Annotated in this window: 17 protein-coding genes; 4 read left to right on the plus strand and 13 right to left on the minus strand. The window is 42.1% G+C overall.

What is annotated here, in order from left to right; translation table 11 throughout:
• Nucleotides 1–72: 72 nt before the first annotated feature.
• From D3H55_RS02980 to D3H55_RS02990, 3 genes are all read right to left on the minus strand, one after another.
• Nucleotides 73–516 (minus strand): SRPBCC family protein, encoded by a 444-nt coding sequence (locus tag D3H55_RS02980; RefSeq protein WP_119545412.1) that lies wholly within the window; start codon nucleotides 514–516, stop codon nucleotides 73–75.
• A gap of 106 nt (nucleotides 517–622) precedes the next feature.
• Nucleotides 623–1,225, minus strand: a complete 603-nt coding sequence (locus tag D3H55_RS02985) for an alpha/beta hydrolase (protein WP_119545413.1) — start codon at nucleotides 1,223–1,225, stop codon at nucleotides 623–625.
• Between the two features lie 16 nt (nucleotides 1,226–1,241).
• Nucleotides 1,242–2,225 carry a ring-cleaving dioxygenase gene (locus tag D3H55_RS02990; protein ID WP_119545414.1) on the minus strand — a complete coding sequence of 328 codons (984 nt, stop codon included), beginning with the start codon at nucleotides 2,223–2,225 and terminating at the stop codon, nucleotides 1,242–1,244.
• 245 nt (nucleotides 2,226–2,470) lie between these two features.
• Between D3H55_RS02990 and D3H55_RS02995 the strand changes: the two genes are divergently transcribed.
• The 3 genes from D3H55_RS02995 to D3H55_RS03010 all read left to right on the plus strand — a co-directional run bounded on the left by D3H55_RS02995 (nucleotide 2,471) and on the right by D3H55_RS03010 (nucleotide 5,040).
• On the plus strand, nucleotides 2,471–3,298 hold the full coding sequence (locus D3H55_RS02995) for a hypothetical protein (protein ID WP_119545415.1): 828 nt from the start codon (nucleotides 2,471–2,473) through the stop codon (nucleotides 3,296–3,298).
• Nucleotides 3,299–3,311: 13 nt separating this feature from the next.
• On the plus strand, nucleotides 3,312–4,193 hold the full coding sequence (locus D3H55_RS03000) for a VanW family protein (RefSeq protein WP_119545416.1): 882 nt from the start codon (nucleotides 3,312–3,314) through the stop codon (nucleotides 4,191–4,193).
• 337 nt (nucleotides 4,194–4,530) lie between these two features.
• Nucleotides 4,531–5,040 carry a hypothetical protein gene (locus tag D3H55_RS03010; protein ID WP_119545418.1) on the plus strand — a complete coding sequence of 170 codons (510 nt, stop codon included), beginning with the start codon at nucleotides 4,531–4,533 and terminating at the stop codon, nucleotides 5,038–5,040.
• A gap of 39 nt (nucleotides 5,041–5,079) precedes the next feature.
• On the opposite strand, the gene D3H55_RS03015 is transcribed toward D3H55_RS03010, so the two are convergent.
• From D3H55_RS03015 to D3H55_RS03035, 5 genes are all read right to left on the minus strand, one after another.
• The gene (locus D3H55_RS03015) at nucleotides 5,080–5,721 is read right to left on the minus strand and encodes a YdcF family protein (protein ID WP_119545419.1); all 642 of its coding nucleotides are present in this window, start codon (nucleotides 5,719–5,721) and stop codon (nucleotides 5,080–5,082) included.
• Nucleotides 5,722–5,876: 155 nt separating this feature from the next.
• Nucleotides 5,877–7,013 carry a bifunctional cystathionine gamma-lyase/homocysteine desulfhydrase gene (locus D3H55_RS03020; protein WP_119545420.1) on the minus strand — a complete coding sequence of 379 codons (1,137 nt, stop codon included), beginning with the start codon at nucleotides 7,011–7,013 and terminating at the stop codon, nucleotides 5,877–5,879.
• A 4-nt stretch (nucleotides 7,014–7,017) separates the two neighbouring features.
• Nucleotides 7,018–7,935 (minus strand): PLP-dependent cysteine synthase family protein, encoded by a 918-nt coding sequence (locus D3H55_RS03025; RefSeq protein WP_119545421.1) that lies wholly within the window; start codon nucleotides 7,933–7,935, stop codon nucleotides 7,018–7,020.
• A 15-nt stretch (nucleotides 7,936–7,950) separates the two neighbouring features.
• Entirely contained in the window at nucleotides 7,951–8,412 is a 462-nt protein-coding gene (locus tag D3H55_RS03030) for an S-ribosylhomocysteine lyase (protein ID WP_168412939.1), read from the minus strand.
• An 88-nt stretch (nucleotides 8,413–8,500) separates the two neighbouring features.
• Nucleotides 8,501–9,145, minus strand: coding sequence for a class I SAM-dependent DNA methyltransferase (locus D3H55_RS03035; RefSeq protein WP_119545423.1), 645 nt, complete (start codon nucleotides 9,143–9,145; stop codon nucleotides 8,501–8,503).
• A gap of 225 nt (nucleotides 9,146–9,370) precedes the next feature.
• Between D3H55_RS03035 and D3H55_RS03040 the strand changes: the two genes are divergently transcribed.
• A complete protein-coding gene (locus tag D3H55_RS03040) occupies nucleotides 9,371–10,210 on the plus strand; it encodes a hypothetical protein (RefSeq protein ID WP_119545424.1) in 840 nt (279 codons plus the stop codon).
• Between the two features lie 187 nt (nucleotides 10,211–10,397).
• Here D3H55_RS03040 and D3H55_RS03045 read toward each other — a convergent pair whose 3' ends face one another.
• The 5 genes from D3H55_RS03045 to D3H55_RS03065 all read right to left on the minus strand — a co-directional run bounded on the left by D3H55_RS03045 (nucleotide 10,398) and on the right by D3H55_RS03065 (nucleotide 16,134).
• Complete coding sequence (locus D3H55_RS03045) at nucleotides 10,398–11,696, minus strand: Glu/Leu/Phe/Val family dehydrogenase (protein WP_119545449.1); 1,299 nt, start codon at nucleotides 11,694–11,696, stop codon at nucleotides 10,398–10,400.
• Between the two features lie 664 nt (nucleotides 11,697–12,360).
• Nucleotides 12,361–14,067 (minus strand): gamma-glutamyltransferase, encoded by a 1,707-nt coding sequence (gene ggt / locus D3H55_RS03050; RefSeq protein WP_119545425.1) that lies wholly within the window; start codon nucleotides 14,065–14,067, stop codon nucleotides 12,361–12,363.
• A gap of 171 nt (nucleotides 14,068–14,238) precedes the next feature.
• The gene (gene gsiB / locus D3H55_RS03055) at nucleotides 14,239–14,649 is read right to left on the minus strand and encodes a glucose starvation-inducible protein GsiB (RefSeq protein WP_119545426.1); all 411 of its coding nucleotides are present in this window, start codon (nucleotides 14,647–14,649) and stop codon (nucleotides 14,239–14,241) included.
• A 699-nt stretch (nucleotides 14,650–15,348) separates the two neighbouring features.
• A complete protein-coding gene (locus tag D3H55_RS03060) occupies nucleotides 15,349–15,531 on the minus strand; it encodes an H-type small acid-soluble spore protein (protein WP_119545427.1) in 183 nt (60 codons plus the stop codon).
• Between the two features lie 48 nt (nucleotides 15,532–15,579).
• Nucleotides 15,580–16,134, minus strand: coding sequence for a GNAT family N-acetyltransferase (locus D3H55_RS03065; protein WP_119545428.1), 555 nt, complete (start codon nucleotides 16,132–16,134; stop codon nucleotides 15,580–15,582).
• Nucleotides 16,135–16,230 lie beyond the last annotated feature (96 nt).

Below are 16,230 nucleotides of genomic sequence, written 5' to 3' on the forward strand. Positions count from 1 at the left end.
GATGGTGCAGTTTTTTCCGTCTTGTTACTATGAAATTCTTATCACTGGCAGCAAAGTCCGTTTCAAACGTTTCTACAAAAATAAGTCATTTTTACAAACAATTCCATATTCCAAGTGCATTTTCAATAACATCAGCGCTTCTCCCCAACCTGAAGCACAATTTACCAATGCGGCCTGGTCAGCTGGAGATGAACTGTAACCTTCTTCTTCTATATGAACTATCGTCCCATCCTTATATGGTTCCAATGAAAGGTTCACTGTTGTAGTGGAATCCCCCGGTTTCCAATAAAAGCTGAAAAAGCTGGGTGAATCCGCTTTGATTATTCTCCCTACGTCTTCAATCATATTCCCGTCAGGCTGTTCCCACCTTAATGTTATTGCACCTGTTCCCTGGTGCCCGAATTCCAAAGAAGCCCCGGTTGTAAACCAGGCATCCCATCCTTTGGCAGTGGTGAGTGTTTCATAAACTTTTCTTTGTTCTGCCTTAATAAATACTCTATGAGATATGCGATCCATTTACTCCGGTCCTCTCTAATAAAAGAATTTTCAGATAAATTATACCAATTGCACTATTGAAAGTGAATATTAAAAAGGACACCTTTAACTGGTGTCCTTAAATCTGTTAGTATTTTTGTTTAAACCAATACGCTGCCTCGTCAACTTCATCTTTTGTCAGCTGATGCCCGCCTTTTGTCCAAAATTCTTGTACATCCGCATTGGAATTCCTGAGTGCATCTGCAAGTTCCTTTGTTTCCTGTGCCGGGATCAAAGGATCGTTTTCGCCTGCCCCGATAAATACCGGTGTACCGGTTAAATCCGGCATTTTCATTCCGCGCAGAGGAACCATGGCATGGAACAGGATGGCACCATTAAGTGCATCGCTATAGTGATACATCAGGCTGGCCGCTATATTGGCACCATTGGAATACCCTATTGCCAATACATTATTGCGGTCAAATCCGTACTGAACCGCACAATCATCGATAAACTCCTTCAATTCCCTTGTTCTGAGTATAAGATCTTTTTCATCAAATACACCTTCAGCGAGTCTGCGGAAGAACCGGGGCATCCCATTTTCCGAAACATTCCCTCTCACCCCGAGGACCGAGTGACCCGGTGCAATCATCTCAGCCAGCGGCAATAGATCGCGCTCATTTCCGCCTGTACCATGTAAAAGGAGCAGGGTTGGTCCCGCTGTCGTACCTTGTTTATAAATGTGTTCCATACGTGACTGTTCCCTCCTATTCTTTTGTCTCCAGGGGTTTCAAGCGTGCTTCTATCTGATCACGCTGATTTTCAAAGTAAGGCGGCAGAGCCAATTTCTCACCGAGGTGATCGAAATCTTCGTCCCCTTCAAACCCAGGTCCATCAGTGGCAAGCTCAAACAGAATGCCGTTTGCCTCACGGAAATATAAGGAACGGAAATAGTATCTTTCCACAAATCCAGAGCTTGGGATCCGGAGTTCATTCAACAATTCCACCCATTTCTTCAGCTCTTCTTCGCTTTCAACTCTGTAAGCTACATGGTGGACACTTCCACGTCCCGGCCTTTCAATCGGAAGGTCGGGGCGTTCAATGATATGGACCTCTGCTCCGGTTCCTCCTTCGCCCGTCTCCAGGATATTCACGTCAAATTGTTTTTCGCCGATCTTGGTTGAATAGCTGCCCTTCCTTCGGTAACCCATGAGATCAGTCAGGATCTTTTCTGTATTTTCCCTCTTGGCCACTGTTAAATGAACAGGTCCCAATCCCCGGATCGCATACTCTTCAGGTACCGGGCTTTTTTCCCAAGGCTTACCGCCTTCCACACCCTTGTTGAGTTCATCGGAAACCAGCATAAGGCGCTGTCCCTCAAAATCCCTAAAAGCGAGAGACCCTCTTCCGCTTTCAGTAGAAACTCCGTCATGTTCCACTCCTTCCGCTTCCAATCTCTTCACCCAATAATTCAGGGCTTCATCGGATGGAACACGCAAAGATGTTGTTGAAATACTGTTGGTCCCTTTGTGAGTACGTCCCGCATTTGGAATTTCGAAAAATGTCAGGTCGGTTCCCGGATTTCCTCTTTCATCAGCGTAAAATAAATGGTAAACGGACGTATCATCCTGATTTACTGTTTTCTTAACCAGCCTCATGCCCAGTACTTTCGTGTAAAATCTATAATTTTCTTTTGCGTTTGCTGTAATCGCAGATACATGGTGCTGCCCCTTCAGTGGTTTAAGTTCCAAGAAAAACCCCTCCTCTTTAATTCATCATAAATAGTATGGCTTATAAACAATCATAACGTGAATTATCTCAAATTCAAAGTAATTTATCTTGATTTCCTTTAGCGCTTTAAAGCAGCCGGGGACTGTCCCCGGCTGCTTTAAAGCGCTAAAGCCGCCAGTTCTATTCCATATATTTGAAGTTATTCTCCGAAATGTTTATGCACAATATAAGTTTAAATTAAAAGATTATACGGAGTGGTCTTCATATGAAAAAATTTGCTCTCATCCTTCTTATATTGTTTCTCCTTTCAGAGCTGCACATTGACAATGCTTTCGGGAAAACTGCACCGGTGATTGATTACCGGATCGATACGATTCCCTGGGAAGAAGTCGATGAACTTCTCCCGCGCAACTCGCTGTTTACTGTCATTGACGTGGAATCCGGGAAAAGTTTTCGGGTTCAGAGAAGAGCAGGAAGCAGCCATGCCGACGTACAGCCGTTAACTCATAGAGACACCAAGATCATGAAAGAAATTTACAGCGGCAGCTGGAGCTGGAAACGGAGAGCCATTTTGGTCCATTCGGAGAACCATCTCATTGCTGGCTCTATGCATGGAATGCCTCATGGTGCGGGAGCTTTGCAAAACGGATTCCCGGGCCATTTCTGCATCCACTTCAAGGGCAGCACCACCCATAAGACGCATTCACCTGACTTTTCTCACCAATTAATGATACTGAAAGCCGGCGGTAAATTGGATACATTTCTATCCGGTCTCCAGCCACAGACATTAGTGGAAGCATTCCTGGCAGGAGTGAAAAATGGTGATTTGGATCTGGTTAGAAAAACACTTACAGTTCACCAGACAGACTTGAAGGTTTTCGAAGAGATAGAGACCATTAAATGGCGGATAAGCTCAGACAAAAGCACTGAGGCTTCTTCTCTTGTCCGGGAAGTCAGGACAGACCTTCAAGTGTTCTTGAAAGAAAGGGGGCCATTGAGTGCCAAAGTTACCTTTACAGTCGCTAAAGCCTCTCCTTCATCACCATGGAAAGTTGATGGCACTCCCCTTTTAACAATTTTAAATCAAAACTAACGAGGTGAAATTTTTGAAGCTACTTCTGTCATTCTTAATCGCAGCCCAAATCCATACTGCCCCCATAAAGTTGAAGATAGAAAATGAAGATGAGACAATCACAGATGTGAACCGGTCAGATTATGAGATGAATCCATATCCCGATTATATAATCAACGAACAAAAGCTGAATGATCTAATCTCTAATGTAAATCAGCAAGTATCCAGGGAACCTGTCGATGCAGCGCTTAATAATTATGGTGCTATTATCAGTGAAAAAACAGGGAAGACTGTTGATGAGATAAAGTTCAAAAAAGCATTTTATAAAGCTTTTTACAAAAACAGGGATACCTCGTTCAAGATTCCATTCAAACCAGTGTATCCTAAAGTTGATAGTGAATTGCTTGAAAGAATTAAGCGAAAAAGAATAAGCCATTATGTCACATATTTTAACAGCAGAAATAAAGAGAGGGTCCATAATATCAAACTTGCTTCCGAAGCAATCAACAACCAAGTCGTTTTTCCAGGAGAGACCTTCTCCTTTAACAAAGTAGTAGGAAAACGGACTGCTTCAAAAGGCTATCTCCCAGCCCCTGTAATTGTAAGAGGTGAATTGACGGAAGGGGTGGGAGGAGGGATCTGCCAGGTCTCATCCACTCTGTTCAATGCGGTTGACCGGGCGGGAGTGAAAATTATCGAAAGATATTCCCACAGCAGGCGGGTACCTTATGTTCCTCCGAAAAGAGATGCTACCGTAAGCTGGTATGGTCCGGACTTCACCTTTCAAAACCAGCATAACCAGCCGCTTTTGATCAGGTCAATTGTGACCGGGGGCCAGATGATCATCATGATATTCTCCTCTGAAGATTTGGACTACAAGCGTAAAGAAATACAAAGGGCACCTATAAATAATTAATAAAAGCTGTAATCTGTAATTGTAAATTCCGCTCTAAGTAAAGGTTTTTGCGGATAAGTTGTTCCAATTTAATAAGAATTCCATCTAATATCCTGGTAATCCACCGGAAAAGGCCCCGGTTAGAAGGAAAGAAAAGAACTGTCCGTTCTCTTTCGGGAGTAAACGTTGTAATACCGGAAAAGCCGCTTCCTGGATTTTTCGAAAGCATGGAAGATACCTCCTGCTAAGAATGCAGCATCCATCTCCCACAAACTGCTTTTGGCATATACTGTTAATAATGTATGCTATAATGAATATATTCTGAATATAGTCAATAAACAGTTTGTAAGGAGGAAGAATGTATCTATATCTTGGATTTGCTGTACTGTTACTAAATCTTGTCTTTCTGCTCGCAAAGTGGCTCACTCCTGAATCTGAGCTATTGAATAGTTTTAAAAAGACCTCCCATTTTTGGTGGACCCAGGTTGCTTTGTTTCTGGTTTCCATCGTTATTATCAGTGCCCATTACTACGGACTTTCAAAGGCCGAGTGGTATACCAGCCCCATGTTCGAAATGGATTCGATGCTTTACACCGGTGAAAAGAATGGACCCGCAATCCAGCATGAAGAGTTTCCTTACACAAATAGTCCATTTGAAACGGAAGTTTTCATCCCTGGCAGCAGTGATGGAGAGGCAGCAGTATTAAACCTCACTTCTAAAAAAGGGAAATCACTTAAACCGATAACAGTCAGGTTGAATAACCAAAGAGCGCCTCTCCTCCTAAAATTCCCTGAGAATGGACTATGGAAAATCACTATTAATTACGACAAAAATGACACGGGCCCGATTGTGGTAGAAGTAAAATAAGAAGGCAGCGTAATGCAGCCTTCTTAAAATTTTCACTACTTAAAAATTGTATTTTTCCAGTGGAGAAATGTCTCCTGCTTCCCCGTAGGTCAGTATTCTTAGAAATTCTCCCCATACCCTTTTCCGGCCCAGATCGGACAAGCTCCAGGTCTCCCTGTTCACCTTGATACCATTATACTCTGCATCAAAAGAAAAGGGGATATACTCAATCCCTTCACCCAAATGCTTTCTCAGCGTTCTTTCCTGCCTTCCTGCTGCATGGCTTTTACATATGTAAAGCAACTGTTCCGTTACTGTGAAATCATACACCTCTTTGGCATACAGTACATTTTCCAATGAATTCGTGGACCTGTCTTCATAAACAATCCGTTCCCTGGGAATCCCTGCATTAAGAAGATGGGAAATAATCACGTGGGCCTCTTTACGAGAACCATCAATCCACTCAGGATGCGGGACGGCAGTCGGACTCTTCCCTCCGGTAACGATGATATTCCTGCACAATCCCATTTCGAATGCTTCAATCGCCTTTGTCCAGTGTCCTGGATGGGTCCCGCTGAATATAAACATCGCATTGCTTCTCTTTACTTCTTTTCTTTTGCCAAATACAATTTCAGTCAAATCGCTGATCTTCCGTTCATTTAATTTTGGAACTGCAGCTTCTTTCGATATAATCGGTTTCATATTCTTTTCTCCTCCTCTATTTTTCAATTTTATCCTGTTTTATTCATGTTTACAATATTTTTTCATTAAAATAAAGAACAAACATGAATAAAAAAGCTCAATCTATAAAAAAAACAAAAAAGCGAGTCCAAGGACTCGCTTATAGTAACTGCATATTATTTATCTAATGCCTGCCCTACATCTTCAATAAGATCTTCAACATCTTCCAACCCTATGGAAACGCGCACCAGGCCATCAGTGATTCCCAGTTCCGCTCTTCTCTCTGCTGGAATGGAAGCATGCGTCATCTTGGCAGGAACGGAAATCAGGCTCTCAACCGCACCGAGACTTTCTGCTAATGTAAAATAGCGTACATTTGTTAAAAGCTTATCGGCGTTTTTCTCACTGCCGACATCGAAGGATATCATACCGCCAGCTCCCCGGGCCTGTTTGCTGTGCACCTCACTGCCTTTATGAGAATCAAGGCCGGGATAATAAATAGTGCTGACCTTAGGATGGTTCTGCAGGAACTCAATGAACCTTTTTGTGTTGGCTTCGATTTCTTCCATTCGGATTCCGAGTGTCTTGATTCCTCTCATCAACAGCCATGAATCCTGCGGTCCAAGAATTGCACCTGCAGAATTCTGAACAAAGTGAAGGTCTTCCGCAAGCTGAGCGGAATCGACAACAACCAAACCGGCTACAACATCACTGTGGCCGCCAAGATACTTGGTGGCACTGTGCAGCACAATGTTTGCTCCCTGATCGATAGGATTCTGCCAATACGGGGTGCTGAAAGTGTTATCCACAATAAATAATAAATCATTTTCTTTCGCAATACCCGATACAGCCTGCAGGTCAGTGATTTTCAAAAGAGGATTAGTCGGTGTTTCAATATAAATCGCCTTAGTGTTTGACTGTATTGCTTCTTTAATCTTATCAGTATCGGACGTATCGACAAATGAAACAGAAAGGTCAAAACGGTTCATCACTTTTGAAATCAGACGATATGTACCACCATACACATCATCTGTGAAAATAATATGGTCACCTGCTTTGAACAGCATCAACAAGGAGGTGATCGCACCCATTCCCGATCCGAAAGCAAACCCTGAATGCCCTCCTTCAATATCTGCAATCAATGTTTCAAGCGCATGTCGCGTCGGATTGCCAGTACGTGAATATTCAAACCCTCGATGCTTCCCTACACCATCTTGCTTATATGTGCTAACCTGATAAATCGGGACTGAAACAGCACCAGTTTGTTCGTCTCCCGTTATCCCGCCGTGTATTAATTTTGTTTTTCTTCTCATGATCTCACTCCTCATAAATTCCTTGACTTAAATACCGTTCACTGCTGTCAGGGAAGATGGTAACAATATTCGTTCCCTTTTCCGCTTTTTTCGCTTCCTCCAAAGCAGCTGCAAATGCTGCACCGGAGGAACTGGCTACAAGAAGCCCTTCTTTAAGTGCCAGTTCCCTTAGCGCCGCAAAAGCAGTGCCATCACTGATTGTATAGATGCCGTCAAAATAACTTGTATCCATGTAAGATGGCAAAAATTCCATACCGATTCCTTCAGTCTTGTGCGGACCTGGGGCACCGCCATTGAGAATCGAACCCTCGGGTTCAACAATAACGGCCTTCACCCCGGGAATTTTCTCCTTTAAATATCTTGCGGTCCCCATAAAGGTGCCGCCAGTTCCTCCCCCTGCCACAAAAATATCCACTTTTCCTTCTAAAGCTTCATGGATTTCAGGGCCAAGGGTTTCATAGTAGGTTTCAGGATTAGAAGGGTTTCCGAATTGCTGAGGACAGTAAGAGCCTTCAATTTCACGATTGAGTTCCTTCGCCTTTTGAATGGCACCTTTCATCCCGGATTCTGTGGCGGTATTAACCACCTCTGCCCCCAATGCACGCATGAGCGTTTGTTTTTCCACACTGAATTTTTCAGGGACCACGAAGATGACCTTATAACCCTTCCCGACGGCCGCAAGGGCGACCCCTATACCAGTATTTCCTGCTGTAGGTTCTATTATCGTTCCTCCAGGCTTTAAAGCACCCTTTTTTTCAGCACTTTCAATCAGCTTCTTGCCCAGACGGTCCTTGATGCTTCCTCCCGGGTTGAAGTATTCCAGTTTAGCAAATATCCGCACACCATCAGGGAGCCCCATCCTTGTTAGTTCTACCAATGGGGTGCGCCCTATCAGCTCTTGTACACTTTTAACATAATTCAAGGCAAGCTCCCCTTATCAAGCGAATACTTCAGTCCATTCATCCCTTTTTTCAAGCATGTCATTAGCGAGCTCTTTTGCGCCTTCAAGGCTGTGACTCGCTGCGAATCCGCACTGGACTTCATTGCATGCAGGAACTTCCGTGGCTTCAAGGACATCCTTCAATGTATTCTCAATGACATCCAGGACAGTATCATAACTGTCATCGTTCAAGATAGTGATATAGAATCCTGTTTGGCATCCCATGGGTCCTATATCGACAATTCTGTCATGATGATTCCTGCTGAACTCTGCCATCATATGCTCAAGGGAATGCAAGGCAGGCATCTTCATATATTCTTTGTTAGGCTGCTTTATCCGGAAATCATATTTATAAATCTTATCTCCGCTTTGTCCTTCCGTGATTCCAACAAGTCTTACATATGGTGCTTTTACTTTTGTATGATCCAGGTTGAAACTTTCTACATTCATTTTAGGCATAACCATCTCTCACTTTCCTTTTATTTTTGGAGAAGGGCAGAAACTTTCATCAGGTGAATCCCCAAAGAGTTCTGCCCTATACTTTCTGTCATTGTTTCGTTGCTGTCATAATCCAAACATACTTATTTTTCTGAATAAATTCAACTGAAAACCCATGCCTCTCACACATTGCCCTCAACGTTTCCAAATAGGTGTAATGCTCACTGTTCAAGTCATCCACCAGGTTGTTAAAGTAAGATGCAATCGCATGTTCCATGATTCCTCTTTTTGCCGCTTCATCTTTAAAGACTGTATCCGCAAATACAATGACCCCATCTGCAGGCAGGATCCTGCTGTACTTTCCAATTGCTTTTTCCTTTTCAGGGTCAGTCAGGTGATGAAAGGCATAAGAGCTGACAATGGAAGTGATCTGCAAATCAGGCACCGGGAAATCGAGAAAATCTCCGTCCTTGATTTTCGCCTCAGGTACTTTGAGTTGACCGATTTTCAACATCTCCTCTGAAGGCTCGATCCCAAATACATTATATCCCCTGTTCACCAGTTTTCTTGTGAGGTTGCCGGTCCCCACACCAAATTCCAACACATTTGGACCTTTGGTATTCCTAACGACCGACTGAAGAATATCCTCATAATTCTCAAATACTTCTCTATATTCAATATCTCCATCTTCAGAAACCGTCTGATCATAAGTTTGGGCCCAGTTATTGAATAAATCAACGAATTCTCGACTCATTAGTTATCACCCTTGTCTTTTCTAATAAACCCGATAAGAATACTCAGATTTACTGCTGAAACTAATGATACCATAAGAATTTCAAAAAATAAATCAGCAAATACCCATTATTAATAAAAATAATAAGGAAAAAGTGAATAACCGGACGTGATACTTCAAAGGATAGATAGGAAATACACCTGCAGGCTTAGCGGTTTCATTCGTGTAAGGAGGTAACCAAGAGTCGTGAAACGAATCAATAAAAATTCCAAGCCCTTTATTTTGTTATCCATCATTCATCTCTTACTGCTGCTTTTGACCTTAATAAAAAAACGCGAACGGCGTACGCTCATTCTTTTGCTATCCAATATCAGCTTTGCCTATATATTTGAATATTTCGTGTTCAACGTTTTCGAATCGTATCGATATAACCCGAAAATCCTTAAGAAGAGGCAGCTTGATAATGCTTTGGGTGCCCTCCTTTCACAGGCCATTTATGTACCAATATCAGCAACATTTCTTACTGCCTTCGGGCTTGGATGGATTTGGAAGGTCATCTTTACGGCTTATTTTCACGTTATCGAAATTCATTTCCTAAATCTGAATAATTACAAACTTCATTGGTGGAAACCTATTTATACCACTTTGCTGCTCCCTGTCTATTTCAATATCAGCGATTTCTGGGATAAGAACCTTGCACTGAAGAAGAAAAGCTTCTACTGGCTCTCGACTTATTTATCTTCCGGTGTTGTGGCAAAAACACTATTTTTCACTATTGATGTGTATAAAAAACAAAAAATCGGTTTAGGAAGATTCCATACCTGGAAGGAACATTTCTTGATTTCCCCTTTATACATGTTCATTTTTTCTGCGATTGCTATTCTGCCGGCCATCAAAAATAAACTAAGCGTGAAGGCCTTGACGTTTTTATTAATGATGCTTATGAATTATCTCCTGGCCTGTTTAAAAATCATAAATAAGAGTAGCACATTCGTTCAAGTAACTCTTCAGAACATCTTTATGATTTATCTGACTCCTCTTATAAAATCCTATATCTTCGAAAAAAAGAAGACTGAAACAACTTGAACAGTTGCATCAGTCTTCTTTTCGTTTTGCTCTTTTCGCAAAATTTGCTGCTTTTTCAAACAAATTTCAAATACTCAGCCGGAAATTCACCTAAATGGCTCTGTAAGCAGGAAAAAAGGAGTAAGAGGAAAATCCATCCATTGGGATTCCCCCTCAAGCAGCTATATTTGCGAAGAGAGCCTTTCATTTAACATTCAATCGGCATATCCCAGTTTTTTATCCAGCCCCTGGCCTTCATCGCTTCTGCCAAGCGTCCTACTCCTACAAGATAAGCTGATTCCCGCATGGATGCATTTTTCTCCATCTTCATTCGGTAAACGCTGTCAAAAGCATTTTCCATTTTTTCCTTCAATTTTTCATTGACTTCGTCTTCTTTCCAGAAATAATGCATGGCATTTTGCACCCATTCAAAGTAAGAAACAGTCACTCCTCCTGAATTACACAGGATGTCAGGGATGACAAAAATGTCTTTTTGCTCCATGATTTTGTTTCCTTGCGGCGTAGTCGGGCCATTGGCCGCCTCCGCAACAATTTTGGCTTTGATCGTAGGAGCGGTGTCTTCTGTTATTTGATTTTCCAAGGCAGCAGGAACAAGGATATCACAATCTGCAGCAAACAATTGTTCATTCGAGATATGTTCGCTTCCTTCAAAGCCATTAACCGTTCCATGTGCGTTCACATAGTCGATCAGGCTTACAATGTCAAGGCCGTTGGATTGGTAGGCACCGCCTCCTGCATCCGTCACGGCAATTACCTTCACCCCTTGTTCATGAAGGAGCTTGGCTGTAATGGATCCGACATTCCCAAAACCTTGAACTACAGCCGAAAGCTTGTCCAATTCAAGATTCAAACGTTTCGCGGCCTCCATTATATTGATGACGACCCCTCTTCCTGTAGCCTCGATGCGCCCTTCAGAGCCTCCGATGATGACGGGCTTACCAGTAATGAAGCCTGATACATCCTTTCCTCTGAGCCGGTCAAACTCATCCAGCATCCAGCCCATGATTTGTCCGTTTGTATTCACGTCGGGAGCAGGGACGTCTTTATCAGGTCCAATGATTGGTTCAAGTTCTCTTATATACCCTCTGCTCAACTCTTCAAGTTCCCTTTCCGACAATTCTTCCGGATTCACGATGACTCCGCCTTTTCCTCCACCGAACGGAAGTCCCACCAAAGCAGACTTCAAGGACATCCACATCGACAGCGCAACCACTTCATCTTCATTGACGCCGGGATGAAAGCGAATCCCGCCCTTAGTAGGCCCCAGGATATCAATATGCTGTGAGCGCATTCCTGTAAAGTTGGCATATTCCCCATTATCACGCCTGACTGGTATCGATACCTTCATCACCCTTTTTGGTTTCTTCAAAATATTATATACACCTTCAGGAAGGTCGAGTGACTCTGCTGCCCTTCTTATCAACTGCTGAGCTATTTGGTAGGGGTTTGTTATTTCCTCTCCATTCTTCTCTTCTTTGACCGGCATTTCATTCTTTACTTCTGCAGCCGGTTCGTCTTTTACATTGTTTTGCGGCTCTTTGTTTGTTACTTTTGGTTTCTCATCCATATTAATATCTTTAGCTGGATCCGGTTTTCGCATCTTGTACCCTCCCATTTGAATAATAGATTCTTTTCCTGTCATTTTTCAAATACCCCTTGGATTTCTGTGTAAACGTTTCACGTGACCAAGAGATAATGAATTAGGCCATGCACGGTTGATCCCGAGAATAAAAAGAGGCAGGTAATAAACCTTAATAAAAGGCTCTTTTCGTAAACTTTGTTGCTATAAAAAACCCCGGTGAGAAGGAAAGAAAAGAGCTGCTCGTTCTTTTTCGAGAGTAAAACCTTTGTATACAGGGGAAAAATCCGGCACCTGGGATTCTTCCCAAAGCAACAATATATGCGGAAACAGCCTAATAAAAAGCTCTCTTCGCAAAAATTGAGGCTGAGTACAAAAACGGCTTTCCGCTCCGATCCGTCAGCGTTCAAGAAAAAGCGTTGAATATTCTTAAAGCAATATCTTTTAAATAGCGCCTGATAACCTAAATGAACCGCACGAAGTCAAGTATATAACCTTGACCTCATACGGTTCTATTTTCGTCTGCATCTACTTAAATCATTTTGTTTTCAACTTATGGCCAATCCTCTTTCTACACCAATTTATCTGCTTCGTCTTTCCACACAGCAGTTGCTTTCCCCGGCCGGGTGGAATCGGCAGCTCCATAAAATCTGTTGTTTTCCTTATCGATCAAAATGGCCTGGACATTGCCTATAGGCATTGAATCGTCCAGAATCTCTATTCCTAAAGTCTTTAATTTCTCTTTAACCCCTTCATCAAAATCGTCCTCCACCCATACTTCTGGTGCCGTGCTATTATATATCCGAGGGTGTTCGATCGCTTCTTTCAGATCCAGGTGAAAATCAATGACGTTGAGGATGACATGCGCCACAGACGAAACAATCGTTGGTCCCCCCGGTGAACCTAGGGTCATAAAAGGCTCGCCATCTTTCAAGATGATAGTCGGACATTTGGCACTGACAGGATACTTTCCGCCGCGCATTTCATTTATATGGTTTTTCTCCACCTTGAAGTCTGTCAGGTCATTGTTTAATAGGAATCCGTATTCTTCTATCATTATCCCCGCACCAAAATAATGCTCCAAAGAAGAAGTGCATGCGGCAACATTTCCCCATCTGTCCACTGCTGTGAAATGAGTCGTTTCTTTGCCTTCTGTTCTCTTTTGGGAAACAGCCCCCGGTTTCATTTCGCTCTTGTCATATTCCCATGGGTTACCAAAATCAATGTCTGGATTCCTTCCGCCTAAATCGATCATATCTGCTCTTTCCGCGATATAATCAGGATCAAGTAAGCCGTTTACCGGCACATTGTGAAAATTCGGATCACTCATGTATGCCAGCTTATCAGAGAAAACAAGTCTCATTGCTTCCGAAAGAATGAAGTACTTTTCCCATGAAGATGCAGTATAGTTGCTAAGGTCAAACTTCTCAATGATCTTTAGGATTTGGAGGACATTTGTCCCGCCTCCATTTGGAGGTGCAGGAACTGCCACGTCAAATCCACGGTAATTCCTTATTACAGGTTCCTGTATTTCACATTCATAATTCTCAAGGTCGCTCTTTTCCATATGGCCATTATGTGATTGAAGCCTGTCAATGACAGCTTGTCCGATTCTTCCTTTATAAAGTGCATCTATTCCTTCTTCTTTAAAGATGCGGAAGGTTTTGGCCAATGCCTTATTCCTCACAATGTCTCCCTCTACAAGGGGCACGCCATTTGGGAAAAATAAATCCTTCGCTGTATCACCAACCCGGTCGCCATACAACTTGAGGGCAGTATCCCATAGTGAATTCACACGGATTCCATTCTCAGCCAGATCGATTGACGGTTCTATCAACTCACCCAATTCTTTGGTTCCATACATTTTATTTATTGTATCCAACGCCTTCATGATACCAGGGATTCCAACAAAGCTTTCATTCATGGTCCTTTCCACAAATGGAATCAGTTTTCCATTCTTATCCTTACACATCTCCGGGTGTGCACTTTCAGGCGCCTTTGAGTGGCCATTGAAAACCTTCGTTTCTCCCGAATCTTTGTGGTGATAGATAATGAATCCGCTCGCTCCCACCCCGGTATTGAATGGTTCCGATACCGCCAGCGCGAATTGCATTGCCACAATGGCATCTGCAGCTGTTCCGCCTTTTCTCAGCACTTCCGCACCTATGTCACTGGCTTCCCTCGTAGCACTGGCAGCCATTCCATAATCACCCACTGCTTTATATTGGTCCTCATCACGTTCAAATTTTTGGTTGTTCAAAATATCTCTTGTCTTCAAGCTTATCCCTCCTGCATAACCCAGCTGATGCTTTAGTTATTGTAATTTGATTCCATATACTGTTACCCATTTTCCAAAATAGTTTAAACTAGTCCAGAAGAAACAAGGGAGCTTGCACCAGTACGGTGCAAGCTCCCTTTTACTTCGTTAGATGGAGTGGATATGCGGATATTAGTTATTATTATTGTTGTTGTTCTGACTGCTGCGGGATTCTCCGCCTTTTTCTCCGATTTCCTGATAGAATTCTTTATCATGATTGTTGGACGTCGCTTCTCCGCCTTTTTCGCCGATCTCCTGATAGAATTCTTTATCGTGGCTGTCGGATGTGGATTCTCCGCCTTTTTTACCAATTTCCTGATAAAAGTCTTTGTCATGGCTTTCAGACGTGGCTTCTCCGCCCTTTTCTCCGATTTCCTGGTAGAATTCTTTGTCATGGTTGTCAGACGTCGCTTCCCCGCCTTTTTGGCCAATCTCCTGATAGAATTCTTTGTCATGATTTTGCGCTGTGGTTTTCCCGCCTTTGCGTCCTGCTTCTTCCAAACTCATTTTTCCGTTGTTGTTTTGATTGTTGTTCTTAGCCATAATAAATTCCTCCTTAAATAATGAATGATTTTCTAGATTTAAGTCGAATTTCTCTAGCTGTTTTCTGTGGTGTTTCATTTCTTTGTCTTTGGCTTTTTATCTTAACCTTTGTTCTTATTCTTCCACCTTCTCAATCTATTAAACAGCAAAATTACCTTTTAATATTTTTGTAACATCCCTGTAATTCTATTTACACTCATTTTGTGGTATGGAACCTCTTCCTTCTAGTGCTTCTCTTTTTCTCTGCTTATATCGAATAATGAATTTGTAATATTTTACATTACAATGATCAGTTGAGAAAACCTTGATTCTTAACAATGAAAAATCAAGCAGTCTCCTTCCAAAAGAAATTACACCCTATTAATGGGTGCTTTTCTAAAGTTCGTGTAAATTGATTGCTTGATTTTCATGCACAATAATATCCTTATTCTAACGGTGAATTCGCAATAAATAAGTGATCGGTAATATCCCCTGGATTGACTTCCCCTTGTATTCCAGCGTTTTGTACTCGATAATGAAAGAGTATCTTTTTCTCTTTTAGGCTTACCTCGGGTACTTACGGTAAATACCTGGATATCTTATGAGATTAACAAATTTCACTAAAAGAACTGCTCTGTAAGTGAGAAAACGTGCCTATTAAGTGAAAATAATCGTTTTCGATTTTTCGAGCGAATAAATTTTCATAAGAATTGCCTTTATCTACGTTTTTTCAATTAGATCTTCAATTGCCTCTTGAGATCGTTCTTCAAGCGACCCTCTTAGATGAACTTCAGCCAGATTATCTCCTTCAAGCAGCCCATCGATCCAAACAGACACTCCCTGATATGTAACATCGATATCTGCTGAAGAAGCTAAAATTTGCTTTACCCTTTTCACGTCCATATGCCTGCCCCCATTTTTTAGGATGGGAATAGTTTCCCTGAAATAGGATTAATTATTCGTTAGTCCTTCCCACTCCGATTTGATCATAGAAAAAATATATGTATCATTTGAAATTCCATTTTGATAAATATACCCTCTCAATACTCCTTCTTTAATGAAACCGATTTTTTCTAGAAGACCTATGGATGCTTTATTTTCCAGGAAGGTTATGGCCCCCACTCTATAAAGATTCAATTCTGCAAAGGCGTATTGGATGACTGCTCTTGCAGCTTCAGAGGTAAATCCGCGGCTCCAGTAGTCAGGATGTATTTCAAATCCAATTTCTGCTCTTTTTTGGCCTATCCGAAGATTGTTTAGGCCGGCTGTGCCTACTAAGGTCCCTGTTTCTTTTAATACGATTCCCCATCTCATGGATTTCTTGCTTTCAAATCCTGTCTTGAATGACTTCACAATATCTGCAGCTTGTTCCTTCTGTTGCAGACTTTCCATACCATAGTATTTTGTTACAGCATCAAGTGACATAATTTCAAAATAACGTTCGGTATGCTCTTCAGTAATTTGGACTAATTTCAACCGCGCAGTTTCTAATTCTGGAAATGACAAGTGGAATCCTCTCCTTAAACAGTATAAGTTCTATCATATTAAATTATAGGCATCCCGGGTGTAGAAATATGTCGAACGGGTAAAATTACCCATAAA

The organism is Bacillus salacetis, assembly GCF_003581585.1.
GTDB lineage: Bacteria > Bacillota > Bacilli > Bacillales > Bacillaceae_B > Rossellomorea > Rossellomorea salacetis.